Source organism: Streptomyces sp. A01 (assembly GCF_059026195.1).
On the sequence record NZ_JBWLKN010000017.1, the window covers coordinates 126680 to 153200 of the forward strand.

Annotated in this window: 22 protein-coding genes and 1 tRNA gene; 2 read left to right on the top strand and 21 right to left on the bottom strand. The window is 69.4% G+C overall.

Annotated elements, in window-relative coordinates:
* Nucleotides 1–16: 16 nt before the first annotated feature.
* From AC5P1B_RS23195 to AC5P1B_RS23280, 18 genes are all read right to left on the bottom strand, one after another.
* Nucleotides 17–268, bottom strand: coding sequence for an ATP synthase subunit c family protein (locus tag AC5P1B_RS23195; RefSeq protein WP_493889363.1), 252 nt, complete (start codon nucleotides 266–268; stop codon nucleotides 17–19).
* Between the two features lie 78 nt (nucleotides 269–346).
* Nucleotides 347–1156 (bottom strand): F0F1 ATP synthase subunit A, encoded by an 810-nt coding sequence (gene atpB, locus AC5P1B_RS23200; RefSeq protein WP_493889365.1) that lies wholly within the window; start codon nucleotides 1154–1156, stop codon nucleotides 347–349.
* A gap of 267 nt (nucleotides 1157–1423) precedes the next feature.
* Nucleotides 1424–1861: a Cg1360 family ATP-synthase-associated protein gene (locus tag AC5P1B_RS23205; protein WP_493889367.1), complete on the bottom strand. Its 438-nt coding sequence runs from the start codon at nucleotides 1859–1861 to the stop codon at nucleotides 1424–1426.
* Nucleotides 1862–2148: 287 nt separating this feature from the next.
* Nucleotides 2149–3507, bottom strand: a complete 1359-nt coding sequence (locus AC5P1B_RS23210; RefSeq protein ID WP_493889368.1) for an MraY family glycosyltransferase — start codon at nucleotides 3505–3507, stop codon at nucleotides 2149–2151.
* 137 nt (nucleotides 3508–3644) lie between these two features.
* Entirely contained in the window at nucleotides 3645–4913 is a 1269-nt protein-coding gene (glyA, locus tag AC5P1B_RS23215; RefSeq protein ID WP_493889370.1) for a serine hydroxymethyltransferase, read from the bottom strand.
* 235 nt (nucleotides 4914–5148) lie between these two features.
* Nucleotides 5149–5823: an arsenate reductase/protein-tyrosine-phosphatase family protein gene (locus tag AC5P1B_RS23220; RefSeq protein WP_493889371.1), complete on the bottom strand. Its 675-nt coding sequence runs from the start codon at nucleotides 5821–5823 to the stop codon at nucleotides 5149–5151.
* The gene (locus AC5P1B_RS23225; protein WP_493889372.1) at nucleotides 5820–6467 is read right to left on the bottom strand and encodes an L-threonylcarbamoyladenylate synthase; all 648 of its coding nucleotides are present in this window, start codon (nucleotides 6465–6467) and stop codon (nucleotides 5820–5822) included. Before AC5P1B_RS23225 ends, AC5P1B_RS23220 begins: the two co-directional genes overlap by 4 nt.
* 83 nt (nucleotides 6468–6550) lie before the next feature.
* Nucleotides 6551–7432 carry a peptide chain release factor N(5)-glutamine methyltransferase gene (gene prmC, locus AC5P1B_RS23230; protein WP_493889373.1) on the bottom strand — a complete coding sequence of 294 codons (882 nt, stop codon included), beginning with the start codon at nucleotides 7430–7432 and terminating at the stop codon, nucleotides 6551–6553.
* A gap of 8 nt (nucleotides 7433–7440) precedes the next feature.
* Entirely contained in the window at nucleotides 7441–8520 is a 1080-nt protein-coding gene (prfA, locus tag AC5P1B_RS23235) for a peptide chain release factor 1 (RefSeq protein WP_493889375.1), read from the bottom strand.
* 151 nt (nucleotides 8521–8671) lie between these two features.
* Nucleotides 8672–8893 (bottom strand): 50S ribosomal protein L31, encoded by a 222-nt coding sequence (rpmE, locus tag AC5P1B_RS23240; protein WP_493889376.1) that lies wholly within the window; start codon nucleotides 8891–8893, stop codon nucleotides 8672–8674.
* Between the two features lie 441 nt (nucleotides 8894–9334).
* Nucleotides 9335–10450: an LCP family protein gene (locus tag AC5P1B_RS23245; RefSeq protein WP_493889377.1), complete on the bottom strand. Its 1116-nt coding sequence runs from the start codon at nucleotides 10448–10450 to the stop codon at nucleotides 9335–9337.
* 512 nt (nucleotides 10451–10962) lie between these two features.
* Complete coding sequence (gene rho / locus AC5P1B_RS23250) at nucleotides 10963–13098, bottom strand: transcription termination factor Rho (protein WP_493889379.1); 2136 nt, start codon at nucleotides 13096–13098, stop codon at nucleotides 10963–10965.
* A 405-nt stretch (nucleotides 13099–13503) separates the two neighbouring features.
* Nucleotides 13504–14418, bottom strand: a complete 915-nt coding sequence (gene thrB / locus AC5P1B_RS23255) for a homoserine kinase (protein ID WP_493889381.1) — start codon at nucleotides 14416–14418, stop codon at nucleotides 13504–13506.
* 393 nt (nucleotides 14419–14811) lie between these two features.
* Nucleotides 14812–15909, bottom strand: a complete 1098-nt coding sequence (gene thrC / locus AC5P1B_RS23260) for a threonine synthase (RefSeq protein ID WP_493889383.1) — start codon at nucleotides 15907–15909, stop codon at nucleotides 14812–14814.
* An 8-nt stretch (nucleotides 15910–15917) separates the two neighbouring features.
* Nucleotides 15918–17210 carry a homoserine dehydrogenase gene (locus tag AC5P1B_RS23265; protein WP_493889385.1) on the bottom strand — a complete coding sequence of 431 codons (1293 nt, stop codon included), beginning with the start codon at nucleotides 17208–17210 and terminating at the stop codon, nucleotides 15918–15920.
* 354 nt (nucleotides 17211–17564) lie between these two features.
* The gene (gene lysA / locus AC5P1B_RS23270; protein ID WP_493889387.1) at nucleotides 17565–18956 is read right to left on the bottom strand and encodes a diaminopimelate decarboxylase; all 1392 of its coding nucleotides are present in this window, start codon (nucleotides 18954–18956) and stop codon (nucleotides 17565–17567) included.
* 24 nt (nucleotides 18957–18980) lie between these two features.
* Nucleotides 18981–20141 (bottom strand): ArgS-related anticodon-binding protein NrtL, encoded by a 1161-nt coding sequence (nrtL, locus tag AC5P1B_RS23275; RefSeq protein WP_493889389.1) that lies wholly within the window; start codon nucleotides 20139–20141, stop codon nucleotides 18981–18983.
* 227 nt (nucleotides 20142–20368) lie between these two features.
* A complete protein-coding gene (locus AC5P1B_RS23280) occupies nucleotides 20369–20839 on the bottom strand; it encodes a response regulator (protein ID WP_493889391.1) in 471 nt (156 codons plus the stop codon).
* Nucleotides 20840–21241: 402 nt separating this feature from the next.
* Here AC5P1B_RS23280 and AC5P1B_RS23285 point away from each other — a divergent pair.
* A tRNA-Arg gene (locus tag AC5P1B_RS23285) sits at nucleotides 21242–21313 on the top strand.
* Nucleotides 21314–21814: 501 nt separating this feature from the next.
* Entirely contained in the window at nucleotides 21815–22315 is a 501-nt protein-coding gene (locus tag AC5P1B_RS23290; RefSeq protein ID WP_493889392.1) for a very short patch repair endonuclease, read from the top strand.
* Nucleotides 22316–22355: 40 nt separating this feature from the next.
* On the opposite strand, the gene AC5P1B_RS23295 is transcribed toward AC5P1B_RS23290, so the two are convergent.
* From AC5P1B_RS23295 to AC5P1B_RS23305, 3 genes are read right to left on the bottom strand one after another with little or no spacing between them, the layout of a single operon-like run.
* Entirely contained in the window at nucleotides 22356–23213 is an 858-nt protein-coding gene (locus tag AC5P1B_RS23295) for a protein NO VEIN domain-containing protein (RefSeq protein ID WP_493889394.1), read from the bottom strand.
* Nucleotides 23197–25041, bottom strand: coding sequence for a DEAD/DEAH box helicase (locus AC5P1B_RS23300; RefSeq protein ID WP_493889395.1), 1845 nt, complete (start codon nucleotides 25039–25041; stop codon nucleotides 23197–23199). Before AC5P1B_RS23300 ends, AC5P1B_RS23295 begins: the two co-directional genes overlap by 17 nt.
* Nucleotides 25041–26450 carry a transcriptional regulator gene (locus AC5P1B_RS23305; protein WP_493889396.1) on the bottom strand — a complete coding sequence of 470 codons (1410 nt, stop codon included), beginning with the start codon at nucleotides 26448–26450 and terminating at the stop codon, nucleotides 25041–25043. Before AC5P1B_RS23305 ends, AC5P1B_RS23300 begins: the two co-directional genes overlap by 1 nt.
* Nucleotides 26451–26521 lie beyond the last annotated feature (71 nt).

Sequence of the window (26521 nt, forward strand, 5' to 3'; positions counted from 1 at the left end):
TGTCAGTAAGTGGAGATCACTTACCGAACACGAACGGCATGACGATGCCGATCAGGGCGAGCGCCTCACAGAAGGCGAAGCCCATGATCTGGTTGGCGCGGATCAGGCCGGCGGCCTCGGGCTGCCGGGCGAGGGCCTGGGTGCCGTTACCGAAGATGATGCCGACGCCGACGCCGGGGCCGATGGCCGCAAGGCCGTAGCCGATGGAGCCGAGCGAGCCGGTAACGCCCTTGTCAGCGGCGATGTTGACCATTTCGAGAGCGGACATGCCGGTTCTTCCTTCTCTTTCACGGACCGGTGGGGGTTGGCCACCGGACGTCTAGTGGACTCGGGGGAGGCGGGGTGCTCAGTGGTGCTCGGCGAGCGCACCCTGCACGTAGGTGCAGGCCAGGAGGACGAAGACATACGCCTGGACGGCCTGGATGAAGAGCTCGAATGCGGTCATCAGGATCGTCATCACGAACGAGACGCCGGCGTAAGCGATGCCGATGCCGTTGAGCAGGTACCAGCTGGCGATCGTGAACATCACGATCAGCAGGTGGCCCGCGAACATGTTCGCGAAGAGCCGGACCGCGTGCGTGAACGGCCGCACGAGCACGTTCGAGAAGAATTCCAGCACGACGATCAGCGGCAGGATCGCGCCGAGTGACTTGTCGTAGCCCGTGATGTTCTTCATTCCGCCGACGAAACCGTGCTTGCTGAACGTCAGGTACATCCACAGGACGTAGACGATCAGGGCCAGGGCGGCCGGGAAGGCGATGATCGACGTCACCGGGAACTGGGCCACCGGGACAATGGACCAGAGGTTCATCAGCCAGACGAAGAAGAACAGCGCGACCATGAAGGGGACGTACTTCTCGCCCTCCTTCTTGCCGAGAGCCTCATAGACGATGCCCTTGCGGACGAAGTCGTAGCCCGCCTCGCCCACCATCTGCAGCTTGCCCGGCACGACCTTGGCCTTGCCGAAAGCGAGCCAGAAGAAGCCGACGACGATGACCGTGCTCAGCACGGCGAGCAGCATCGCCTTGTTGACCTCAAGGCCACCGACAGTGAAGAGGGGCTTGAAAACAAAGGAGTGGAGGCCCGGGCTCGGGAAGCCGCACCCATCGAAGATGTGGCAATCGGTCTCGAAGGCGAGCGTCTTGTCAGAACTCACCGCGAGCTCCTTCAGCGTGGCGCATGGGTACGGCAACCTCGTTGTGTCGGCGCGGCACACGGCCGCGGAACGGCACTGGACTGGTCTTGCGGATTAGGGGGCGGCTGGTCGGCACGAGGCCGAGGCGGCGGGTCACTGGCATCAGCCGCAATGGCTGCCGGTTCCGTCCCGTCGAATGCGGGAGTTCAGCCGCCTGCGCCAGCTGTGCCGCAGTTGGCACCGGACGATAGCAGGCGCTCACGCGCACATTTATCCCGCCCCTACGTGTCACGTCGCGGACCCGGCGGTCTCAGCCTTCGAGCCCTCGGGAGCTGCGGGGTCGACGTAGAAGATCTTGGCTTTCATGTGCGCGCGTGCCTGCGCGGCGATCCATACGACGGTCGTGGCGATCAAGGTGGCAGCGAACGCTTTCGGATGGAAGAGCGTCGTGTCCTTGAACACCCCGACGAAGATCACCAGCAGCAGAAGCTGAGCGACATAGAGCATGAGCCCCATGGCCTGGAAAAGCTGCGGGAGCGACTTGGCGGTCCACTGAAGGACGCCGAGGCCGATACCCATGAAGAGAATCACCAGTACCGTGCCGAACGCGGCGCCGATCGCTCCTTTGCCACCCGCGAACGCCGTGCTCGCCGCGATGGCGAGCACGCCTGCGGCAGCGGTGGGTCCAGCGGTATGGAGAAGGATGCGGGCGTCATTCGAGGGCATGGCGGCAGCTCCGTCAGGCGAGGGGGCGGGGTGTCGTCATGGACGAGCGTAGACCCGGGCGAAGGATGATCTGAGACCAAGGGACCCGCACTGCGGGGCCTTTGGGTTCTGTGCACCGGGTTTAGTGAACGGTATCACAAACTATTTGATGAGGTCTTTACCTACAAAGTGTGCCGCCCGTCACACGGAAGAGTTACACGCCTCCGGTATAGCTACCCCACCGGCCACTCGACTGATATAGGAGCGTCTGCCCGGAATCACGCCCGTTCGTACCGCCCGAACGGACGTCAGCGGTGTGTGGAGATCTTCCGGTGGCTCGGCAGCCGGGAACGGTCGCCGATGGCCGTGGCCCCCTGGATGCCGGCGGGCACCGGCTGCCGCTCGGCGCCCTCGATACCGCTCTCGGCCGCCTCCGCCAGTTCCTGGGCCTCCGGTGTGTCCAGCGACGTGGTGCCCAGGGCGTGTGCGCCCCGGCGCCGGTCCCTGCGGTAGCGCGGCGGGACCAGGCTCTCCGCCCAGCTCGGCGCGTGCGGGGTGAAGCGCGGCAGCAGGAGCAGGACCAGGCCGACCGCGCTCAGCGCGACGATCGCGAGCACGATCCAGACGCTGGCGGAGTTCACCGAGTACGCCACGGCGCCGAAGGCGATCAGACCGGACCAGAAGTACATGATCAGAACGGCCCGGCTGTGCGAGTGGCCGATCTCCAGCAGCCGGTGGTGGAGATGGCCCCGGTCGGCGGCGAACGGCGACTGGCCGTTCCAGGTGCGCCGCACGATCGCCAGCACCAGGTCGGCGACCGGCACCGCGATGACGGTCAGCGGCAGCAGCAGCGGGATGTAGACCGGGACCGTCGCGTGCACGGCGGCCCGCTCGGAACCGGCGAAGTTGGCGAGCAGGTCGGGGTCGACCTGGCCGGTGATCGAGATCGCGCCCGCCGCCATCACCAGGCCGATGAGCATCGACCCCGAGTCGCCCATGAAGATCCGCGCCGGGTGCATGTTGTGCGGCAGGAAGCCCAGGCACATGCCCATCAGGATCACGGCGAACAGCGTCGCCGGGGCCGCCGCCTCCACCCCGTATCCGAACCACATCCGGTACGCGTACATGAAGAACGCGGTGGCGGCGATGCACACCATGCCGGAGGCCAAACCGTCCAGCCCGTCAACGAAGTTGACGGCGTTGATGGTGATGACGACCAGGGCCACCGTCAGCAGCGTGCCCTGCATGGGAGTGAGCGAGACGGTGCCGACACCGGGCACCGGAATCCACAGGATCGTGAGCCCTTGAAGCACCATCACACCGGCGGCGATCATCTGGCCGCCCAGCTTGATCAGCGCGTCCACGCCCCACTTGTCGTCCAGCACGCCGAGCAGCCAGATCAGTCCCGCGCCGGAGAGGAGCGCGCGCGGCTCGTTGGACACCTCGAAGACGTCCTTGAGATTGGTGAGGTGAGCGGCGACCAGCAGTCCCGCGCAGAGCCCGCCGAACATCGCGATCCCGCCGAGCCTCGGCGTCGGCTCGCGGTGCACGTCGCGGGCCCGGATCTCCGGCATGGCACCTGCCGCGATCGCGAACTTCCGCACCGGCCCGGTCAGCAGATAAGTGACCGCGGCCGTGACGCACAGCGTCAGCAGGTATTCACGCACGGGCTGCCCCAGAGGTTTCGCTGGCCATCACAGCCCCACACCTTATGCGCGTCCGCCCTGGATCTGTGAACTCTCCTGAAGACGTCCCCGTCCTCCTTACGGTTCCCACCGGCCCCGATCGCCGCCCTGAACGGTCCTCACACCGGGTAGGGGGGAAAGTTCCCGGCCAGTTCGGCGACCTCGGCACGGGCCACGCCGTCCTCCCGCAGCCCCGTACCGATCAGCGCCCCGACCCGCCTCATCTCCGCCTCCCCCATGCCCTGGGTGGTCAGCGCCGCGGTACCGAGGCGGATGCCCTTGAGGTACCCGGCGGGCTGACTGGACAGGGGCAGGGCGCAGGTGTCCACGACGATCCCCGCGGCCGCCAGGCGGCCCCGCGCCGAGCGCCCGTCGAGGCCGAGGCCGGTGACATCGGCGCTGATCAGGTGGGTGTCGGTGCCTCCGGTGGTGATGTCGAGCCCCTCCGCTGTCAGCGCGTCGGCGAGCACGCGCGCGTTGGCCACCACCTGATGGGCGTAGGCGGTGAAGGCGGGCGTCGCCGCCTCGGCGAACGCGACGGCCTTCGCCGCCACCGTGTGCATCTGCGCGCCGCCCTGGCTGAAGGGGAACACCGCCCTGTCGATGCGCTCGGCGAGACCCGCGCCGCACAAGATCAAGCCACCGCGCGGGCCGCGCAGCACCTTGTGCGTGGTGGCGCACACCACATCCGCGTACGGCACGGGACTGGGCGCCGCTCCCCCGGCGATCAGCCCGATCGGGTGAGCCGCGTCGGCGATGAGGTAGGCACCCGTCTCATCGGCGATCTCCCGGAACGCCGCGTAGTCCGGATGGCGGGGGTAGGAGATGGAGCCGCACACGATGGCTTTCGGGCGGTGCGCCAGCGCCAGCGCGCGGACCTGCTCGTAGTCGATGAGGCCGGTGACGCGGTCGATGCCGTAGCCCACGAAGTCGAACCAGCGGCCGGAGAAGTTCGCCGGGGAGCCATGGGTGAGGTGCCCGCCGTGCGGCAGGGCCATCGCCAGCACCGTGTCGCCGGGGCGCAGCAGCGCGGCGTACGCGGCGAGGACGGCGGAGGAGCCGGAGTGCGGCTGGACGTTGGCGTGCTCGGCGCCGAACAGGGCCTTGGCACGGTCGATGGCGACGCGCTCGGCGAGGTCGACCAGTTCGCAGCCGCCGTGGTAGCGGGCGCCCGGGTAGCCCTCGGCGTACTTGTTGGCGAGCGGGGAGCCGAGCGCGGCGAGGACGGCGCGGGAGGTGAAGTTCTCGGCGGCGATCAGCTGGAGGCCGCCTGACTGGCGCTCCAGTTCACCGAGCAGGATTCCGGCGAGTTCGGGGTCGGCTCGGCGCAGCGCGTCGAAGTCCGTACCCCAGTGCGTGTGGGGCTGTGGTGTGGCGATGACCGACATGGCGCTGACTCCGGGCCTAGAGGAGACGGGAGACCGCTCGGGGGCGTATGCCCAATGTAGGACCGGCGGGCCCGCAGCGCCCGGTGTACGGCGCCGCTGGGGCGCCCGGAGGTCGCTGGGACGCCGGACGGGCCGCTGGAGCGCCGATCGGGACGGTCAGGGCGCCCGGGCACGTCGCCCGGCGGACGAGCACCTCTGCGAGTCCCCTGCGGGCCCGCCACGGGCCTGGCCGGGCTCATGCCCGGGTCGGGACCCCCGTCAGCGCCGTGACCACCGGGTCGAGCGCCTGGTTGATCTCGTCGCCGATGCTGCGGAAGAAGGTGATCGGCGCGCCGTACGGGTCGTGCACCTCGTCGGCTTCCTCATTGGGCGCCAGCAGCCAGCCGCGCAGCGCGGCGGCCGCCCGGACCAGTGAGCGGGCGCGCTCGACGACGCCGCCCACCTGCTCCGGGTCGGGCAGGGTCGCGGGGTCTATGGCCCGCACCAGCCGGGTGAACTCCTTCAGCGTGAAAGTACGCAGCCCCGCCGAGTGGCCCATGGAGATGACCTGGGCGCGGTGGTCGCGGGTCGCGGTGAGGACGAGGTCGGCACGGATGACGTGCTCGTCGAGCAGTTCCCTGCCGGTGAAGCCCATCGGGTCGGCGCCCAGGTCGGTGAGGACCGTGGCGGCGTGCGCCTCCATGGGCGCGCCCTCATGGCCCCAGGTGCCCGCGCTCTCCACGACGAGCCCGCCGATGCCGGGGTCACCGAGCCGGTGCGCCAGGGCATGCCGGTTCAGCCGCTCGGTGATCGGCGAGCGGCAGACGTTACCGGTGCTGACGTGGAGGATGCGAAAGGTCCCGGCGCCGTGGTCGGCGCCGTGGCGCGTGACGTCACCGTCCGCTATGCCACGCCGTTGGGGGGCCGTCAATTGGCCACCTCAAGATCGGGTACGACCTCGCGCAGCTCGTCCGCGCTGAGCGCGCCCGCGCGCAGCAGCACCGGGACCTTGCCGGTGACGTCGACGATGGAGGAGGCGACGGCGGACGGGGTGGGCCCGGCGTCGAGGTAGACGGAGACGGAGTCGCCGAGCATGTCCTGGGCCGCGTCGCAGTCCTGCGGAGACGGGTGGCCCGTGAGGTTGGCGCTGGTCACGGCCATCGGGCCGAACTCGGTCAGCAGCTCGATCGCCACCGGGTGCAGCGGCATCCGTACGGCGACGGTGCCACGGGTCTCCCCCAGGTCCCAGGTCAGCGACGGCTGGTGCTTGGCGACGAGGGTGAGCGCGCCGGGCCAGAACGCGTCGACCAGCTCCCACGCCTGCTCGGAGAAGTCGGTGACCAGGCCGTGCAGGGTGTTCGGGGAGCCGACGAGGACGGGCGAGGGCATGCCGCGGCCACGGCCTTTGGCGTCCAGCAGATCGCCGACCGCCTCCGCGTTGAAGGCGTCCGCACCGATCCCGTACACGGTGTCGGTGGGCAGCACGACCAGTTCACCGCGACGGATCGCGGACGCGGCCTCACGCAGGCCGGTCTTGCGGTCGGTCGCGTCACCGCAGTCGTATCGCCGAGCCATCTAACGGACCTCCTCGTAACGGACCAATGTCTGCCGCGCTGCTGTGCGCCACGCCGCGGCCGCGCTGTGCGGGCGGGCCGTCGTCATGGCATGGCCCTGCGCGCTGTGGCGAACCGGGGGCGGTTGTTCAGATCCGGGTGGTCGGCGGCGTCCGCCCAGCCGCGTTCCTCCGTGAAGATCCACGGGACCTGGCCGCCCTGGGTGTCGGCGTGCTCGATGACGACGACGCCACCGGGCCGCAGCAGCCGGTGGGCGGTGCGCTCGATGCCGCGGATCGTGTCCAGGCCGTCCTCGCCGGAGAACAACGCGAGCGACGGGTCGTGATCGCGGGCCTCCGGCGCGACATACTCCCATTCGGTGAGCGGGACGTACGGCGGGTTGCTGATGACCAGGTCGACCTGGCCGTCGAGCTCGGGGAGCGCGGTCAGCGCGTCGCCGTGGTGGAGAACGACGCGAGACCCTTCCATGTTCTTGCGGGCCCACAGCAGGGCGCCCTCGTCCAGCTCCACGGCGTGGACGCGCGAGCGCGGGACCTCCTGGGCCAGCGCGAGGGCGATGGCCCCCGAGCCGGTGCACAGGTCCACGATCAGCGGCTCGACGACATCCATCGCGCGCACCGCGTCTATGGCCCAGCCGACGACGGACTCGGTCTCGGGCCGCGGCACGAAGACGCCGGGGCCCACCTGGAGTTCCAGGTAGCGGAAGAAGGCGCGCCCCGTGATGTGCTGGAGCGGCTCGCGGGCCTCGCGGCGGGCGACCGCCTCCCAGTAACGGGCGTCGAAGTCCACGTCGGGGACGCCGTGCAGCTCGCCCCGCTTCACACCGTGCACGAACGCGGCGAGTTCCTCCGCGTCGAAGCGCGGCGAGGGCACGCCCGCGTCGGCCAGCCGCTGGGTGGCCTGTGCCACCTCAGCGAGCAGCACGGATCGGGGGTTCGGGGGTCGCCCCCCGGGAGACTGCTGCACGGGCCCTCCTACTGGGCGGCGGCCAGCTTGGCCGCGGAGTCGGCGTCGACGCACGCCTGGATGACCGCGTCCAGTTCACCGTCGAGCACCTGGTCCAAGTTGTACGCCTTGAAGCCGACACGGTGGTCGGAGATCCGGTTTTCCGGGTAGTTGTACGTGCGGATGCGCTCGGACCGGTCCACGGTACGGACCTGGCTGCGGCGCGCGTCGGACGCCTCGCGCTCAGCCTCCTCCTGGGCCGCGGCCAGCAGCCGCGAGCGCAGGATACGCAGCGCCTGCTCCTTGTTCTGGAGCTGGCTCTTCTCGTTCTGGCAGGAGACCACGATGCCGGTGGGCAGGTGGGTGATCCGTACGGCGGAGTCGGTGGTGTTGACGGACTGCCCGCCGGGACCCGACGAGCGGTAGACGTCGATACGCAGGTCATTGGGGCCGATCTCGACCTCGACCTCCTCGGCCTCCGGGGTGACCAGGACACCGGCCGCCGAGGTGTGGATGCGGCCCTGCGACTCGGTGGCGGGCACCCGCTGCACGCGGTGCACCCCGCCCTCGTACTTCATCCGGGCCCAGACGCCCTGGCCCGGCTCGGTCGCACCGCCGCCGCCCTTGGTCTTCACGGCGACCTGGACGTCCTTGTAGCCGCCGAGGTCGGACTCGTTGGCCTCGATGATCTCCGTCTTCCAGCCGACGCGCTCGGCGTAGCGCAGATACATCCGCAGCAGGTCACCAGCGAACAGCGCGGACTCCTCGCCGCCCTCACCGGCCTTGACCTCAAGGATGACGTCCTTGTCGTCGCTGGGGTCGCGGGGCACGAGCAGCAGCCGCAGCTTCTCGGTGAGCTCCTCGCGGCGCTGCTCCTGCTCCTTGACCTCGTCGGCGAAGTCCGGGTCGTCGGCGGCGAGTTCACGGGCCGCCCCGATGTCGTCGCCGCACCGCTTCCAGTCGCGGTAGGTGGCGATGATGGGGGTCAGCTCCGCGTAGCGCTTGTTCAGCCGCATCGCCTCACGCTGGTCGGCGTGGACCGCGGGGTCGGCGAGCCGCTTTTCGAGGTCGGCGTGTTCGCCGATCAGTTCCTCGACCGCCTCGAACATCGGGACTCGTTTCTACGCAGGGGCTGGATCGCGAAGGGGGCTGGGTGCCGGCTGTCGGCGCCGGGGCAGCCGGGAATGGCCGCTACGACAGAGCGCCGGTTCTCGGCCACCCCGGAGATGGGGCGGCCGGGAACCGGCGCCGTGCGGGTCGCTACTTCTTGGACCCGGCGTTCTTGCCGAAGCGGGCCTCGAAGCGGGCCACGCGGCCACCGGTGTCGAGGATCTTCTGCTTGCCCGTGTAGAACGGGTGGCACTCGGAGCAGACGTCGGCACGGATGCTGCCGTCGGCCACGGTGCTACGGGTGGTGAACGACGCGCCACAGGTGCAGCTGACCTGGGTCTCGACGTAATTCGGGTGGATGTCGCGCTTCAAGGGGTTCTCCTACGGTTCGGGAGGGCACCGGGTCGTCCTGCCCCTTCCACTGCCCGATGGCGGGTGGGAAGGGATGACTGCCTGACGTGAACCGGGGCCGACGTACCAGTTTGCCAGTACTGGCCGTATCTCCCAAAACGGGGGGCCGGGCCCAGATATTCCCCGGCCCCGCGGCTTGCCATTTCCCGGCCCCGTAGCCGGCCGTCCGGGCACCTGTCCGACGGCCCCGTGGGGCCGTGGCCGGGGCCCGCCGCCCGGACGCGCCACACCCCAGCGGGACGCCCGGAGGAAGCAACCCCGCCACAGCGCGGGGATGCGCCCCACCAGGGGTGCGGGAAACCGCGCGACCAGCCACGACGCACTCGCACCCGCGCTCCCCGACGCAGACCCAGGGGCTCCCGCCGGCCTCTCCCCCGCACGATCCGCCGGACACGGCCACCGCTAGCCGACGACGCCCCCGGCGTCCGTCTCGTCACCCGCGGAGCCCTTGGTCGCCGACTTGGGGATCGGCTTGTCCGCGAGCAGCGCCTTCCACATCTGGTCGGCCTTCTTCTTCATGGGCAGGACGCGGTTGGGGTCGTTGGGGTCGTACTGGACCGGCAGCGTCTCCATGCGCATGTCGTCGGACTCGATGCCCTTCAGGCCGCGCGCGAAGTCGAGCAGCTTGTCCACCGAGGCCAGGTCGGAGTCGGTGGTCAGCGCCTTCGTGGAGGTGTCGGCCAGGTCGTAGAGCTTCTTCGGGCTGCTGAAGACCCCCACGCTCTTGATCTGGTCGAGCAGGGCCTTGATGAACGCCTGCTGGAGCTTGATGCGCCCCAGGTCGCTGCCGTCGCCGACGCCGTGCCGCGTCCGCACCAGGCCCAGGGACTGCTCACCGTTCAGGGTGTGGTCGCCCGGCTCCAGGTCGAGGTGGCTGTCCTTGTCATGTATCGGCTCGGTGGTGGTGAGGTCCACGCCGCCGAGCCCGTCGATGAGCTTCTTGAAGCCGGAGAAGTCGACCTCAAGGTAGTGGTCCATGCGGATTCCGGTCATCGACTCGACCGTCTTGACCGCGCAGGCCGGGCCGCCGACCTCGTACGCGGTATTGAACATGGCGCTCTTCGCCGCCGGAGTCGGCTTGTCGTCCTTCGTGCACGCGGGCCGCTCGATGAGCGTGTCGCGGGGGACGCTGACGACGCTGGCCTTCTTCCGGCCCTTGTAGACGTGCACGATCATCGCGGTGTCGGAGCGGGCGGCGCCCTCGTCACGGCCGTATTTGCCGTTCTTCCCGGCGCGGGAGTCGGAGCCGAGGACGAGGATGTCCATCGACCCGTTGTCGATGTCCTCGGGGCGGTCGGTGCCGAGCTGCGCGTTGATGTCGACGCCGGTGAGATTGCCGTTGAGCTTGTAGTAGACGTAGCCGAGGCCACCTCCGCCGAGCAGCACAACGGCCGCGGCTATCCACGCGGTGATGACCAGCGCGCGATGGCGCTTGCTGGGCGCCTTTCGGCGCCGCCCCGTCCCCTTTCGGCCACGTCGGCGCGTCGCCGCCGGGACGCTCTTGCTCTCGTCAGCCATGCGCTCCTCAGTCCTCGATCGTGCTGCTACCCCCTGCCGTCATGGTCAGGCGCGGCCTGTCGTGACTAGTCAGACGACAGCTCGGCCGTCAGGGTTGCATAGGGAACGCACACGGACTTCGGAACCGAAACTGGCCGGTTTCTCCCCCTGCAAACGCGGCAAACCCTCCCGACCTGCACTTTCGACCACCTCGGCGGCCTCAGCCGACTCGACTGGCACAGCGACTCGTTGTGTTTCAGATCTCAACAAGCCCGCCCGGTTTCCCGTGAGCGCCCCGCCATCGACCCGTACGCCGGGAACGTGATCCGTACGCCGGGTATGTGACCCGTACGCCACGTACATGACCCGTATGCCGGATACGTCACCGCGACCGTCACCGCGACGCCCGCCAGGAAGGCGCGAGGGGCGCGAGAGACGGGCGAGAACGCGCGGGGGCCCCTTCCCCGCCGGGTTCGGCGTGGAAGGGGCCCCTGGTCGCTCTACGGCGCTGTCACGCGCCGCCGGCCGGCCGGTTAGTCGCCACCGTTGCCCGAGCTGGGCGTGGTCTTGGCGATCTGCATCAGGAACTCGGCGTTGGACTTGGTCTGCTTCATCTTGTCCAGCAGAAGCTCGATGGCCTGCTGCGAGTCCAGCGCGTGCAGCACCCGGCGGAGCTTCCAGACGATGCTCAGCTCTTCGGCGTTCAGGAGGATCTCCTCCTTACGCGTGCTGGAGGGGTCCACGTCCACGGCCGGGAAGATCCGCTTGTCGGCGAGCTTCCGGTCGAGCTTGAGCTCCATGTTGCCGGTGCCCTTGAACTCCTCGAAGATCACCTCGTCCATCCGCGAGCCGGTCTCGACCAGCGCGGTGGCCAGGATGGTCAGCGAGCCGCCGTCCTCGATGTTGCGCGCGGCACCGAAGAAGCGCTTCGGCGGGTACAGCGCGGTCGAGTCGACACCACCGGACAGGATGCGCCCGGACGCGGGAGCCGCCAGGTTGTACGCACGGCCCAGACGGGTGATGGAGTCCAGCAGGACGACCACGTCGTGACCCAGCTCGACGAGACGCTTGGCGCGCTCGATGGCCAGCTCGGCGACGGTGGTGTGGTCCTCGGCCGGGCGGTCGAAGGTCGAGGAGATGACCTCGCCCTTGACCGACCGCTGCATGTCGGTGACCTCTTCCGGACGCTCGTCGACCAGGACGACCATCAGGTGGCACTCGGGGCTGTTGTGCGTGATCGCGTTCGCGATCGCCTGCATGATCATGGTCTTGCCGGTCTTCGGCGGAGCCACGATCAGACCGCGCTGGCCCTTGCCGATCGGCGACACGAGGTCGATGATCCGCGTGGTCAGAATGCCCGGGTCGGTCTCAAGGCGCAGCCGGTCCTGCGGGTAGAGCGGCGTCAGCTTGTTGAACTCCGAGCGCCCGCGCCCGGATTCCGGCGCCATGCCGTTGACCGAGTCCAGCCGGACCAGGGCGTTGAACTTCTCGCGCCGCTCACCGTCACGCGGCTGCCGGACGGCACCGGTGACGTGGTCACCCTTGCGCAGCCCGTTCTTACGGACCTGGGCGAGGGAGACGTAGACGTCGTTCGGGCCCGGAAGGTAACCGGAGGTGCGGATGAACGCGTAGTTGTCGAGGATGTCGAGAATGCCCGCGACGGGGATCAGGACGTCGTCCTCGGCGACCTGCGGCTCGTTGCCGAAGTCCTCGCGGCCACGGCGCCCGCGCCGGTCCCGGTAACGGCCCCGGCGGCCGCGGCGGCCGCCCTCGAAGTCGTCACCGTCGTCCTCGGGCCGCTGGCCGGCGCCACCGCGGTTGTCGCGCTGCTGGCGGCCTCCGCCCTGGCCACCGTCGTCGTTCTTGCCACGACGGTCGCTGCGCTCGCCACGGTCGCCGCGCTCGCTGCGGTCTCCGCGCTCCGCACGGTCACCGCGGTCTGCACGGTCACCGCGGTCTGCACGGTCACCGCGGTCACCGCGCTCCGCACGGTCGCCGCGGTCGCGCTGGCTGCCACGCTCCCGACGATCGCCCTTCTGGCCGCGCTCGCCCTTGGCGGGCTTGCCCTCGCCGCCCTCGACGGTGCCGACAGCGGCCTCGCCCTTGGCGTCGGTCTTCGCCTCCGTTCGGGGCTCGGCCTGCGCCTCGGCGGGGGCCTCAGCGCCCTCCGGGCTGCCGGCCTGCGCTGTCGCGCGGCGCCGACGGCGCTCGCCGGCGGGCGGCTCGTCGCTGGCGGGCTGGCCGGGGATGTCGATCTGCTGCTGAGCCGGGGCCTTCTCGGCCGGGCTCTCAGCCTGCTTGTCGGCGCTGTCGCCCGTACGTGCCTTGGAGGTCGCGCGGCGCTTCGGCTTCGCCGGGGCCTCGGCCGCCGGGGCGGCCTCAGCCGCCTTGGCGGTCTTGGCGGTGCCGGAGCTCGCCTGCTTTTCCTTGATGACCTCGATCAACTGGCTCTTACGCATCCGTGCGGTGCCCTTGATGCCGAGGCTGGAGGCGAGCTGCTGCAGCTCCGCCAGGACCATGGCGTCAAGGCCGGTGCCGGAACGGCGCCGCCTGGGGGCACTGGCAGTGGCACCGGTGGCAGGCGCGGCGGGAGCGTCCGTGGCGGGCGCGGAGGCATTGCCGACGGGATTGTCGGCGGTCACGCCCATCAGATCGGTGGTGTCGCTCACGAAGGGTCCTTCCCTGGAGCGGGCGTCGGCCTGTTGGCTCGGCGACCGGTTGTGCTGTCCGGCTGGTCCGAATCACAAGGACCTGACCGGGGCGGTGGTCCGCCCGTAAGGCGGAAAGATCGGTGCTGGTTCCGGCGCGCGGAAGAGATGTCTCACTCAGATCCGCCACGCCGATTCCGGAGCGTGCTCGACACTGCTCAGGCAGGCTGCTCAGGCAGTTGGGGAGGCTCCCGGAAGAAGGGTGGTCCCGGATGGGGACGGTGAGCACTGCGCCTTCGCATCAGGCCAAAAGGCCGCAGGTGCAGACTTGAGGTTAACACTACCCGGTCCAACAAACATTCCCCCTCTCAGAGACCGGCAATCGCTTATCCGCCGGACCCGGGCTATTCCCCCGGCCCCGGCTTCTCAGGCGAGCGGCAAGACGCTCGCGCCCCCGGCGTCGAGAGCCAGCCGGTTGGCCGCCCACCCCTCACCCGCCAGTCGTGCGACCTTGTCGGCCGCACCGCTTTCGACCAGCGCGAGCACCGTGGGGCCCGCGCCGGAGATGACCGCGGGGACGCCGTCCGCGCGCAGTCGGCCCACCAGAGCCACGCTCTCGGGCATCGCCGGAGCCCGGTACTCCTGGTGGAGCCGGTCCTCGGTCGCCGTGAGCAGCAGCTCGGGGCGCCTGGTCAGCGCCTCTACGAGCAGCGCGGCACGGGCCGCGTTGGCAGCCGCGTCCACGTGCGGGACGGTGCGCGGCAGCAGCCCCCGCGCGGTCTCCGTCGCCACCGCGCGCGACGGCACGAAGACCACCGGAACGATGGAATCCGAGGGATTCATCCGGATCGCCCGCGCGGCGCCCGAATCCATCCACGACAGCGTGAAACCGCCGAGAAGGCAAGCGGCGACATTGTCGGGATGGCCCTCGATCTCGGTGGCGAGCTCCACGAGCGCGCCGTCGTCGAGTTTCTCCGCGCCGCCTATCGTCACCGCCCTGGCGGCGACGATTCCCGCGCAGATGGCGGCGGCGGAGGACCCGAGCCCCCGGCCGTGCGGAATGCGGTTCGCGCACACCAGCTCAAGCCCGCGTGGCTGGCCGCCGAGCAGGTCGAAGGTGGTGCGCAGGGACCGGACGAGCAGATGGCTCTCATCGCGCGGCACGGTGTCCGCGCCCTCCCCCGCGATGTCGATGTGCAGTCCGGAATCGGCGACCCGGACGACGACGTCGTCATACAGGCCCAGGGCCAGGCCAAGGGCGTCAAAGCCGGGGCCGAGATTGGCGCTGGTGGCGGGGACGCGCACCCGGACGGCGGCGGCACGGAACGCTGGACCGGCCATCGCTCGATGACTCTCCTTGTGTGACTGCGGCTGCAAGAGACGACTGTGTGACGACGACTGCGTGACTGCGGTGGTGTGACTGCGTGACTGCGATTATCGAAGAAGTACGGAACACCGCAGGGCCGATGACGGCAACGCCGCGCAGAGCTGACTGTTCTGCGGCGGGGCGGATTCAGTACAGCCTATCGAAGGAAGGTTCTGTGGCGACATAGGGCGCACGGGAGGCGCACGATGCGTGTCGCGCTCCTGCCCGACGCCCACTACCGCCTGCTCGTGCAGTTCGCAGGCTCCTTCCCCGTGCTCCCTTTATCGCGGCTGCGCGGCGTAAAGCCAAGGGAATTCACGAGTGTTTCCCGGCGGCGTCACCCACCCCACCCCCGTGCGCACCAGCTGTTACGCCAGCCCCAGCCGTTCCGCCGCGACATCCGCGTCCACCGGGACCGTGACCGGCTGCGGCGCGCCCGCCACCGCCCAGTCCGGGTCCTTGAGCCCGTTGCCGGTGACCGTGCACACGATGCGCTGCCCCGGGTCGACCTTGCCCTGCTCGACCGCCTTGAGCAGCCCGGCGACGCTCGCCGCCGAGGCGGGCTCGACGAAGACGCCTTCCTGGGAGGCGAGCAGCCGGTAGGCGGCAAGGATCTGACGGTCGGTCACCTCGTCGATAAAGCCACCGGACTGGTCACGGGCCCGCTCGGCCTGCTCCCACGAGGCCGGGTTGCCGATGCGGATGGCGGTGGCGATGGTGTGCGGGTCCTTCACCGGCGCGCCGCGCACGATGGGCGCGGAGCCGGACGCCTGGAAGCCCCACATGCGCGGCGTACGGGAGGCGGGAGCGCCGCCGGCGACCGGAACCGCGTACTCCTGATAGCCCTTCCAGTACGCGGTGATGTTGCCCGCGTTGCCGACCGGAAGCACATGGATGTCGGGGGCGTCACCGAGCATGTCCACGACCTCGAAGGCAGCGGTCTTCTGGCCCTCGATCCGCACCGGATTGACCGAATTGACCAGCGCCACCGGGTACTTCTCGGACAACCCGCGCGCCAGCGTGAGGCAGTCGTCGAAGTTCCCGTCGACCTGGAGGATGCTCGCTCCGTGCACCAGCGCCTGGCCCATCTTGCCCAGCGCGATCTTGCCCTGCGGCACGAGAACGGCGCACACCATGCCCGCACGCACCGCGTATGCGGCGGCCGACGCCGAGGTGTTGCCCGTAGAGGCGCAGATGACGGCCTTCGCGCCCGCCTCCTTGGCCTTGCTGATGGCCATCGTCATGCCGCGGTCCTTGAAGGACCCGGTGGGGTTGGCGCCCTCGACCTTGAGATGTACCTCACAGCCCGTGCGCTCGGAGAGCACCTGCGCGGGCACCAGCGGCGTACCGCCCTCGCGGAGCGTGATGACGGGAGTGGTGTCGCTGACCGGCAGCCGGTCGCGGTATTCCTCGATGACACCACGCCACTGACGGGTGCCCTGTCGAGCGCTGATGTTTGCGGACATTACTGTCGTTACTCCCCTTCGACCCGCATGATGCTCGCGACACCGCGCACGGTGTCGAGCTGCCGCAGCGACTCCACTGTCGCTGAGAGCGCCGCGTCCAGCGCGCGGTGCGTGACCACGACCAGCGACGCCTCGCCGTCCTTGCCCTGCTGGCGGACGGTGTCGATGGAGACGCCGTGCTCGGCGAAGACCGTGGCGACCTGCGCGAGGACGCCCGGCTTGTCGGCGACGTCGAGACTGATGTGGTAGCGCGTGACCACGTCACCCATGGGGCTGACGGGCAGCCGCGTGTACGCGGACTCACCTGGGCCCTTGGTGTCCGCCAGCTTATTACGGCAGGCGGCCACAAGATCACCGAGGACCGCCGACGCGGTCGGCGCCCCGCCCGCGCCCGGACCGTAGAACATCAGCTGACCCGCCGCCTCCGCTTCCACGAAGACCGCGTTGTACGCCTCGCGCACGGAGGCGAGGGGATGGGTCAGCGGGATCATCGCCGGGTGCACCCTCGCGGTCACCGACCGGCCGTCGCCCGCCCGCTCACAGATCGCGAGGAGCTTCACGGTGCAGCCCATGCGCTTTGCGGAAGCGATGTCGGCCGACGTCACCTCGGTCAGGCCCTCACGGTGCACGTCGTCCAGCCGCACCCGGGTGTGGAAGGCGATCCCCGCCAGAATCGCGGCCTTCGCGGCCGCGTCGAACCCCTCGACATCGGCGGTCGGGTCGGCCTCCGCGTAACCGAGCGCGGTCGCCTCGTCCAGCGCCTCGGAATACCCGGCTCCGCTGGAGTCCATCTTGTCGAGGATGAAGTTCGTGGTGCCGTTGACGATCCCGAGGACCCGGTTCACCTTGTCGCCCGCCAGCGACTCGCGCAGCGGCCGTACGAGCGGGATGGCACCGGCCACGGCCGCCTCGTAGTAGAGGTCGGCACCCTGCTCCTCGGCGACGGCGTGCAGCGCGGCACCGTCCTCGGCGAGCAGCGCCTTGTTCGCCGAGACGACGCTGGCGCCATGCTCAAAAGCGGTGGTGATCAGGGCACGGGCCGGCTCGATACCACCGATGACCTCGATGACCACGTCGATGTCGCCGCGTTTGACGAGCGCCGTGGCGTCGGTGGTGATCAGCTCGGCGGGCACGCCCTCGCGTACCCGCCCCGGGCGGCGAACGGCGATCCCGGCAAGCTCGACCGGGGCCCCGATCCGCGCCGTGAGGTCGTCCGCGTGCGTCGTCATGATGCGCGCCACCTCGGAGCCGACCACTCCACAGCCCAGCAGCGCCACCTTCAGCGGACGCGTACGCATCATCCGACCTCGTTTCTCTGCATCTACCGCATGTACGTCGTGCACCAGTCTCACTCACCGGACGGCAGTTTCTATCCCCCGTCCAGTATCCGAGATGTCTATTTCGCCAGGCGACACACGGTGTCCACGGAAATCTCAGGACACCGCGCACCCGCCCTCCCACCCCGAATCCAGGCCCCACAACCCGGCGTCAGCACACCGCCGATCCCCCTCGACCGGCACCGGACCACACCGGCCCACTCCACACCCAAGGCGATCAAACTCACGTCGGGCTGAGTGCGCGCGGGACGTGGCCAGCCACGATCGCCCCCGCACCGGCCGACCCCACCCCGCAGCCGGGCATCAGGACGGGCGGCATCAGCCGACGTCGAGCCGCAGCAGATCCTCGTCCGTCTCCCGCCGGACGATCACCCGCGCGTGCCCGTCGTTGACCGCGACGACCGGCGGCCGCAGCGCGTGGTTGTAGTTGCTGGCCATCGAACGGCAGTACGCGCCGGTCGCGGGCACCGCGAGCAGGTCACCGGGGGCGAGGTCGGCGGGCAGGAAGGCGTCCCGTACGACGATGTCGCCGGACTCGCAGTGCTTGCCGACGACCCGGACCAGCATCGGCTCGGCCTCGGATGACCGGGAAACCAGTGCGACGGAGTACTCGGCGTCGTAGAGAGCCGTACGGATGTTGTCGGACATGCCGCCATCGACACTCACGTACGTCCGCAGCCCTTCCAGCTCCTTGACCGTGCCGACCTCGTACAGCGTGAACGCCGTAGGCCCGACGATGGCCCGCCCCGGCTCGACCGAGATGCGCGGCACAGCGAGCCCCGCAGAAGCGCACTCACGCGTGACGATCTGAGCGAGCGAGGCCGCGATCTCGTGCGGCTCGCACGGGTCGTCCTCGGAGGTGTACGCGATGCCGAGACCGCCACCCAGGTCGATCTCCGGCAGCTCCACCCCGTGCTCGTCCCGGATCTCGGCGAGCAGCTGCACGACGCGCCGGGCCGACACCTCGAAGCCCGCCATGTCGAAGATCTGCGAGCCGATGTGCGAGTGAATCCCGACCAGCTCAAGCGCGTCCAGCTTCAGGGCCCGCCGCACCGCCTCGGCGGCCTGCCCGCCAGCCAGCGCGATCCCGAACTTCTGGTCCTCGTGCGCCGTCGCGATGAACTCGTGCGTGTGCGCCTCGACGCCGACCGTCACGCGGATCTGCACGCGCTGCCGCTTACCGAGCCGCTCCGCGATGTGCGCCACCCGGACGATCTCCTGGAACGAATCGAGAACGATCCGCCCCACGCCCACCTCGATGGCGCGCTTGAGCTCCTCGGCGCTCTTGTTGTTGCCGTGCAGCGCGATGCGCTCGGGCGGCATCCCCGCCGCGAGCGCGGTGGCCAGCTCGCCGGGCGAGCACACGTCGAGGTTCAGCCCCTCCTCGTGCAGCCAGCGCACAATGGCACGCGAGAGAAACGCCTTCCCGGCGTAGAAGACATCCGCTTCGCCACCGAAGGCGTCGTGCCAGGCGCGGCAGCGCGCCCGGAAGTCGGTCTCGTCGAGGAAGTACGCGGGGGTCCCGAACTCCTCCGCCAGCTCTCTGACGTCCAGGCCGCCCACTGTGACCGGCCCCGCGTCGGTACGGGCGACGGAACGCGCCCACACCTTGGGATCGAGCGCGTTGAGATCGGCGGGCGGTGCGTGGTAGTGGCCTTCGGGCAGCACGTCAGCGTGGCGGGGCCCTGCGGGGTGGGCGGATCGGCTCATGGGTCTCTGGTCTCCTACAGCTACTCAGAGGTGTTCGGGTGCGGAGATGCCGAGCAGGGTCAGGCCGTTGGCGAGCACCGTTCCCGTGGCCTCGGCGAGGGCCAGACGGGCACGGTGAACGGCCAAGGGTTTCTCCCCGCCCATGGGCAGCAGCGGACACGCGTCACGCCAGCGGAAGAAGGCGTCAGCGGTGACCTCAAGCTGCCGCGCGACCCGATCGGGCGCCCGGCGCGTGGCGGCGGCCTCCACCACCCGCGGAAAGTCAGCGAGCGCCGCGAGCAGGGCAACGGCCTGATCATCACGGCAGGCACCGCTCGGCCCGCCGCGGTCGGGAGCGCTCACCGGACCTATCCCCAGATCACGGGCGTTACGCAGCAGAGCACGCACCCGGGCATGGGCGTACCGCACCCGGAACAACGGATTGCTCTCACGCTGCGCCAGCACCTCGGCCGCGGCACAGCGCGGCGCGTCATGCGCGGCAGCCCGCAGCAGCGCCCACCGCGCCCCGTCCACACCGAGCCGCTCCTCAAGCTCCGCACTACTGAACCCGGTCTCCCGTACGAGCAGAAGCTCCCAGTCCCCGTGCGCGGCACGAGTCTCAGCACCGGCGACAGTACGAGGCGCGGCATCGGTGACAGCACCAGGCGCAGGGACGTCTGCCTCTCTGGCGTCTTCTCTGGCGTCGGCACCGCAGGCGGCGGCCATGCGCACCACGGCCTGAGCGACCACGCGGGCGCGCGGCCGCCCCTGGTGCAGGAGCCGCACCCGGACCCCGGCGAGCCCTTCCCCATGCCCGTACGCACGCCCGCGCGCGAGCACCTCGGACACCAGGTGCTCAAGCGCGTCGGCAGCGAGCGTGATGTTGAGAAACCCCGGCCCGGCGACCTCCACCCGAGCGATCCCCGGCTCCCGCTCAAGCCGCCGCCGCAGCACCTCGGCGACATCCCGCCCCGACTGCCCGGCGGCCCCGGCGAGCCGCAGCGCGACATTGGAAGCGAAATCCCCACACCCAGCGCGCGGCGGCCCCTGCACAACCGCCCGCCCCGAGCCCGCCACGGCGCACCCCGCCCGACCGGGCGCCTCGCCCAGCTCCAACAACGACGTCGCGGGAACACGCAGCTCACCGGCCTGGACGGCACAACGCACGACATCAAGCACGGTGCGGGAGAGCTGGGCGGGTGTCACGGACTAAGCGTATGGGTAGAGGGGGGTGTGTTCGCGAACGGGTTTCACAGGGCGAGCCGACCCACCGCCGACCGAGGCCGAACGGTCACAAGCCGCACGCAGGAACAGGCCCGCACAGAGACACAGGGAGGAAGAAGGAACCGGAAGCAATCAGGTGGGAACGAGTCTGCGCCGACGAACAGGAACGGTCGACGAACAGGAACGGTCGACCAGGCACTCCGGGGAGCTCATCCGCCGGGTCGGACGACCGGTTCAACCCCTTCGGCGGAGTCCGACCCCGGGCCGCCCTCCTCGTCACCGTCATCGCCGGCCGCAGGCCCTGCCGCCTGCCGGACCAGCTGCCGCACGATCCGTACCAGCTCCGTGGGCTCGAACGGTTTCGCCAGGAAGGCATCGACCCCGGCGGAGTGACCGGAATCCACTTCCGTTTGTGTGCAAGCGCTGACGATCGCGACGGGAAGATGCCGCGTACGCACGTCGTCGCGCAGCCGCGCGGCGGTACGCAACCCGTCGAGACGGGGCATCACCACATCAAGGGTCACCACATCCGGCTGGACACGATGCACGATCTCCAGGCACTCGACACCATCAGCCGCGGTCACGACCTCGAAGCCCTCTAGCTCAAGGTTGACCCTGATCAGCTGCCGGATGACCTTGTTGTCGTCGACGACAAGGACCCGGCCCGACAAGCCAGGCACAACTCGAAGGGTAGGCGGGCACCTCCAGCCGCGTCCGGGTTTTGCCCACTTCCGCCACGTGCGGGGGACCTTTCACCAACACCGCCCAGGAACCCCCACGATGCGCTATGGCCCCCGCCCCACCTCGGCCCCCACGTTCCGGATCTCCCTCCCTGCCCCCTGACCCCGCTCTCCGCACCACCTCCCGCGCCCACCCGCCCCAGCCCGCAAGCCCACGACGACCACCCCCATACCCCGCCCACTAAGGACCCCTGACTCCCCCTTGAGCGCACCCTCCCTTCCCCCCGCGCCACCGTTCGCCAACCGCCACCAGCGACCAGCCCGGCCCCACCGAAAAGTGTTCATGGCCACCCCCGCTGAGCTGGTAGGGTTCTACCCGTCGCCACGAAAGACGGCAGACACGCCCCCGTAGCTCAGGGGATAGAGCAACGGCCTCCGGAGCCGTGTGCGCAGGTTCGAATCCTGCCGGGGGCACTCGCCTGAAGTCAGCAAAAATCCAGCGCTGACCAGGGCGGATGCCGACATGGAAGAGCGGGGCCCAGTCTTACTGGGTCCCGCTTTGTACTAGGTGTCTCTTACTGCCCGCGGCACATATCCGACACAGTCGGCAGGCCGGGTCAGCCCGCACACGAGGACTGCGAATGCAGTCCACAGCCACCGAGTACCGTGCGACGACTCTCCCACAGCCGCTACGTTTCCCGCCGCCGTACGCCAACCGATCAGCGAAGCCGTCGACCTACGCTTATTGGTGGCAACTCTCCACGCTGGTTCTCGATCTGCCGGACCGGCGCGAGTTCCCACCATTAATTGGTTTCTCAGATGAAGGTCTGAGAGCAACTCGGCGTTACATCATGTGCTGTGAAGTTGACGAGTGTCTCGGACCAGCGGGCATTTGCGGGTCCCTGGGCAAGGTCCATCGCTGGGCCACGGCAGATTGCGGCCCTCTATCAAGGCCGCCCTTACACTGGCGGTCCGATGGCCAAGCAGCTTCCTGATCCAGATGCCACGCCCTGGGCGCCCCCTGTGGGGTCCTGGGCGTCGTCTGCTGCCAACCGCCGCAGCATGCTCGGCAACCGCAATCGCGACACTTCGCCGGAACGTGCCCTGCGCTCCCTGGTCCACGCCGCCGGACTGCGGTACCGGGTCGCTGCGAAGCCGCTTCCGCGGATGCGCCGTACCGCAGACCTCGTGTTCCGTCCGACTCGCGTCGCCGTGTTCGTCGACGGCTGCTTCTGGCACGGCTGCCCGGAGCACTTCGTACCGCCGAAGACGAACCCTGAATACTGGCGCGAGAAGATCGGGCGCAATGTCCAGCGCGACCGTGATACGGACGCACGCCTCATGGAGGCGGGGTGGCTGGTCCTGCGCTTCTGGGAGCATGAATCGGCGGAGACATGCTCCCATGCCGTCTGCGAAGCGGTCGTGTCACGCCGCGAAGCCGCAGCCAAGCACGCCGGCCTGGGGCAGCCCGAATGAGTCGGGCGTTCTGCTGCCCGGATTTACACCGCGAGGGGCGTTAACCAGGCCACCCCGTCATGCCGTTGAGCAGCTCTGAGGCGTTATCCGCCAGCACCGGGGCGATACGCGGGATACCCGGTACTGGCACATCGGGAGGTACATCGAGGCGGCATGACTCCCAGCGCCCGTGGTCACTGCGGTCGGCCGGGACCTGGGCTGCGATCCAGCCTCTCGGCACCGTCGCGACCGCCTTCAGCTCCAGTTCGGGCGTGAGGCGGATTCCCACCAGCTCCCACGCCGGGTCGCGCAGCATGGTCTCGTACTCGTTGCGCGAGATGTAGACGGTGAGGCGGCCGCGGCGCAGTGTCGACTTCGCTTCCAGGTGGGCGTCGCACCGCGAAGCATGGACGGAGATGTCGTAGCCGTAGCCGTCGGTCCACGCTGCGACGTGCTCTACCTGGGCCTCAGCTGACGCCGCCAGCAGGTTGACGAGGGCAAGCTCGCCTGCCGTTCCGATCCGCGAGCGCTCACTCGTGTCCACTTTGCCCCACACTGCATTCAGCTGTGCGTACGCTTCATGCTCGCTGAGGCCGAGGGCCTCAGCCGCACGGCGGGCGTCATCGGGGAGTTCGTCCGGTCCACGGACGAGGAGGTCGGCGTCCGGGAGCCACGGCGCTCCGCTGTGGGCCAGCGCGGAGTCGAAGACCCGGCGGTGCGCGGGGGTGCCGCTGCGCAAGTCGTCCAGGAGCCCGGTCTCACGCATCCACGCGTACGCCGCGTCGTACTGGGTCGGCGTTATGTCGCTGTACTCGCTATGCGTGGTGAACAGCGCGCGGACACGAGCGGCGCCGCTGGCGGGGAGCCTCTCCAGCCAGCGGACCGCTGCGCGCAGGACCGGCTCAGGCGGTACGGGCACGGAGGTGGCCCATCAGAGCCTGGAGGTCGCGCTGGTCAAGGCCGCCGCCGATGGCAGGCTCCTCGTCGAGGTCTGCGAGCTGCTGGACTGCGGGGTCGTCGAGGATGCGCCCCATAAACTGGAGCTTGTCGCTGAGCCGCTGGTCAACGATCCCGTCGATCGTGCCCTCCGAAGCGAGCACTGTAATCCTGGTCTCCGTCTGAGGGGCGAGACCGAGGCGGTGGATGCGGTCGAGGCTTTGGAGGAAACGGCCGGCTGTGAAGTCCCGGTCGACGTAGACAGCATCGTGGCAGTGGTGGTGCAGACTGATGCCCTCGCCGAGGGTGGCGGGATTGGACAGCAGCACCATGCAGTCGGGATCGCTGCGGAAGCGCTCGATCTGGGCCTCGCGGTCGAGGTCTTCAATGCCTCCGTGGACCATGGCCGGCGAGAACTCGCCGAGGATGCGGTCCAGCGTGTTCAGGCTCCGGATGAACGTCGACCAGACGAGCGTCTTGCGTCCCCGGGCGGCGTTCGCGGCAACGATAGCGAGGACTTCCTGGTACTTCGGGGACAGCTCGTAGCTGGGGAGGTCCCGCATGAGCTCGAACAGCGGGGTCCCCTCCGGGACTGGGAGCGGTGGCACCCGGTAGGAGAGCGGCTCGTGCCGCGTGGTGCCGACGGACAGGAGCGCCGGGCTGGTTGCGGCCATCAGCATGTAGACGATGATCTTTCCAAAGGCCTGGAAGTCTCCCTCGGAGCCGGCAGCCCGAGCAGAGAACCGGCCGATGAGCGCCTCGTACACCTCCTGGTGCAGCGGAGGCATGGGGACCGGGCGCAAAGTCGTGGTCACCGGGGGCAGTTCGAGCTCCCCCTTGGTCGTGCGTGTGAACAGCGGCCGCAGGACTTGGCTGGCCTTGGCGAGATCGCCGCCGGCCACGGCCTGGATCACCCGCTGCCGACCGTGCCCAGGCCATACGAAGCCGAAGAGGTTCTCCAAGTCCTTGACGCCGTTGGGCGCTGGCGTCCCGGTCAGGATGAGCCGGTGGCGGCTGCGCGGCCCCAGCGCGAGGCAGGCCGCGCCGTACGTGCCGTCAGCGCCGAGCTTCATCCGGTGGGCCTCGTCGAGCAGCAGCATAGACGGCCGAGCGGTCAGCCACTGGCCTAGCTCGTTCACAGCCCCTTCCGAGCGCAGGCGCTCGTAGTTCACGATGAGCGCGTCCGCTGCCGGATCGGCGTCCCGCGAGAACACGTCCATGCGCAGCGGCTCATCCAAGCACTCCTGGTTCTCGTACTGCCAGGACTCGTAGCAGGACTTCGGACCGACGATCAGCAGCCGCTCCAGCCCTTCGCTGCGCCGCAGGGCGTGGAAGACCGCCAGGCCGACACGGGTCTTGCCAGCGCCGGGGACGGAAAAGTTCGCTCCGTGCCGCAGGAACAGGAGCTTCGCGATGTCCCTGCGCTGGAAGCCGGTCAGGTCCGCCGTCCAGCCCGGGCCGAGCAGGCCTTCGACATACCCGGCGTCCACTTCTCCATCGGAGTCGGTAGCCGGGTCGAGCCGCTCAGCCACTGCCTGCGCGTCCATGGCCGAGTCCGTGGCGAGCGCAGCCAGCTGGGGGTCCCATGCAACGCTGTCCGCTCGGGGCCAAGCCGCGAGCACCGCAAGATTGGTTAGGAGCTCGTCGATCTCGACCTCGGCCGTCCCGGGCGATCGCTGCACACTGCTGCCGAACCGCAGCGCGAGACGCCGCAACTCACCCTCGTACCCGCTACCGGCTCTGAGCCGGGCCTTGGTCACGCTGTCCCCGAACTCGATGGACAGGCTTGGCCCGGTTCCTGCCGCCGCCATCAGTGCTCCCGTGCGGCATCGAGCAGCCAGGCGACGCCGTCGCCCGGGGAGCTGAACGTGCGCTCGGCCTGCTTCGCCAGTCGTGCGAGACTGGCACGGAGGGTGAGGAGGGCGTCGTCGAAGGCGTCGTCGTCAAGGGCGCGCTTGGCTTTGGCTTCCGCGAACTCGCGCGCGCACTGGTTGACGTAGTCGGCGGCATCCGTGAGGCGCTCTGGGACTGCGACCTGCCGCTTCTGCAGTTGGGCGTTCTGCCCGGCCATCTTGACCGCCACGTCGAATGTCGCGCGCGCCGACTTGGTAAGCGCATCCGCCTCGGCGACAGCTGCGGCTTCCAGTTTGTCCCCGGCTTGCGCGGCTGCCTTGGCCTGGAGCAGGGCGTCCGTGAGCGCACGGGTGGTCTTGACCGCAGCGGTGGCGCCGGGGACTGCTACACCGGGGAGTCCCGGGATCGACACGGCAGCGGACTGCTGGAGCTCCGGCCTCAGCTCGTCAGGCAGCCGTTCATCCAGGTAGCGGCTGTGGAAGTCTGCGTCGGCGAGGCGTACCGACGTCTTGGGGTAGTTCAGCACGACCATAGCCAGGCGCGACTCCTTCAGCTGCTCGGCAGCATCCGGGTCGGTCTTGCGCAGCGTGGTGTAGTCGCGCTGCAGCTCGCGCAGCTTCTCCTGCTGCTCCTCGAAGTCCGCTAGGCGCAGTCCGATGCCGCTGCCGGTGCCGCTGCGGTCGATCGCGTCCCTGATCAACTGGTATACCCAGCGGTCCTGGCGAAGAGTGCGGGTCTTGATGTTGAAGTCCCGCGCCACGTCCTCCTCGCGCCCACCAGACGAGAGCTTGTCCTCGATGGCGATGAGCCGGTTGATGTACGAGTACTCGCGGCGCTTGTCCCGGCGCAGCTGGAGGGCCAGCTCGACGTCGTTGATGTCGCGGCGGGAGGTGTCCGCGGGGAGCACGCCGACACGAATATCCTTGATCCCGATGTCCTTGAGCGCGGCGCAGCGAGTGTTGCCGTCGACGAGGATGCCGTCCGGGCTGATAATGCCCGGCTCCTTCTGCCCGAAGTCGTCTAGCTCGTCCTGAAGTGCCGTGTAATCCGGGTCGGTTTGGTTCGGGTTCGACGGGCTGCAGCGCAGCAAGTCGTGTAGGTACCCCTGCGCCGCCTCGCTCCACGGCTCCTCGTCCAGGGTCTGGTTGCGGTCCGGGTCCAGGGTGCGCTGCGCGCGGATGCGGTGCGTGTCCGGATTGAAGTAGAGCATGTCGACCGGCATGGAAATCACGTGCAGGTGCTTCTGCTCGCCGCGCCACTCCACCGTGATCTTGGCACCATTCTCGTCCACGGCCTGCTTCAACCGCTCCTCCACCAAAGATCGAATCCTCTCGCCCTCGGGCGGAACGCCGAACTTCACAGCCATAGCCTGAGCCTCCAAAAGACCGGACCTAACCCACTCGCCCTGAATCATTGCAGGGCCCGCTGACAGCGGAG

What these genes read in the sequence shown, in the direction of transcription:
- AC5P1B_RS23290 (WP_493889392.1), top strand. Translation starts at nt 21,815, where the DNA reads ATGGCCAAGCAGCTTCCTGATCCAGATGCCACGCCCTGGGCGCCCCCT.
- prfA (WP_493889375.1), bottom strand. Translation starts at nt 8,520, where the DNA reads ATGTTCGAGGCGGTCGAGGAACTGATCGGCGAACACGCCGACCTCGAA.
- AC5P1B_RS23245 (WP_493889377.1), bottom strand. Translation starts at nt 10,450, where the DNA reads ATGGCTGACGAGAGCAAGAGCGTCCCGGCGGCGACGCGCCGACGTGGC.
- glyA (WP_493889370.1), bottom strand. Translation starts at nt 4,913, where the DNA reads ATGTCGGTCATCGCCACACCACAGCCCCACACGCACTGGGGTACGGAC.
- AC5P1B_RS23205 (WP_493889367.1), bottom strand. Translation starts at nt 1,861, where the DNA reads ATGCCCTCGAATGACGCCCGCATCCTTCTCCATACCGCTGGACCCACC.
- AC5P1B_RS23225 (WP_493889372.1), bottom strand. Translation starts at nt 6,467, where the DNA reads ATGGCTCGGCGATACGACTGCGGTGACGCGACCGACCGCAAGACCGGC.
- thrC (WP_493889383.1), bottom strand. Translation starts at nt 15,909, where the DNA reads ATGTCCGCAAACATCAGCGCTCGACAGGGCACCCGTCAGTGGCGTGGT.
- AC5P1B_RS23265 (WP_493889385.1), bottom strand. Translation starts at nt 17,210, where the DNA reads ATGATGCGTACGCGTCCGCTGAAGGTGGCGCTGCTGGGCTGTGGAGTG.
- thrB (WP_493889381.1), bottom strand. Translation starts at nt 14,418, where the DNA reads ATGGCCGGTCCAGCGTTCCGTGCCGCCGCCGTCCGGGTGCGCGTCCCC.
- AC5P1B_RS23300 (WP_493889395.1), bottom strand. Translation starts at nt 25,041, where the DNA reads ATGGCGGCGGCAGGAACCGGGCCAAGCCTGTCCATCGAGTTCGGGGAC.
- lysA (WP_493889387.1), bottom strand. Translation starts at nt 18,956, where the DNA reads ATGAGCCGATCCGCCCACCCCGCAGGGCCCCGCCACGCTGACGTGCTG.
- AC5P1B_RS23305 (WP_493889396.1), bottom strand. Translation starts at nt 26,450, where the DNA reads ATGGCTGTGAAGTTCGGCGTTCCGCCCGAGGGCGAGAGGATTCGATCT.
- AC5P1B_RS23195 (WP_493889363.1), bottom strand. Translation starts at nt 268, where the DNA reads ATGTCCGCTCTCGAAATGGTCAACATCGCCGCTGACAAGGGCGTTACC.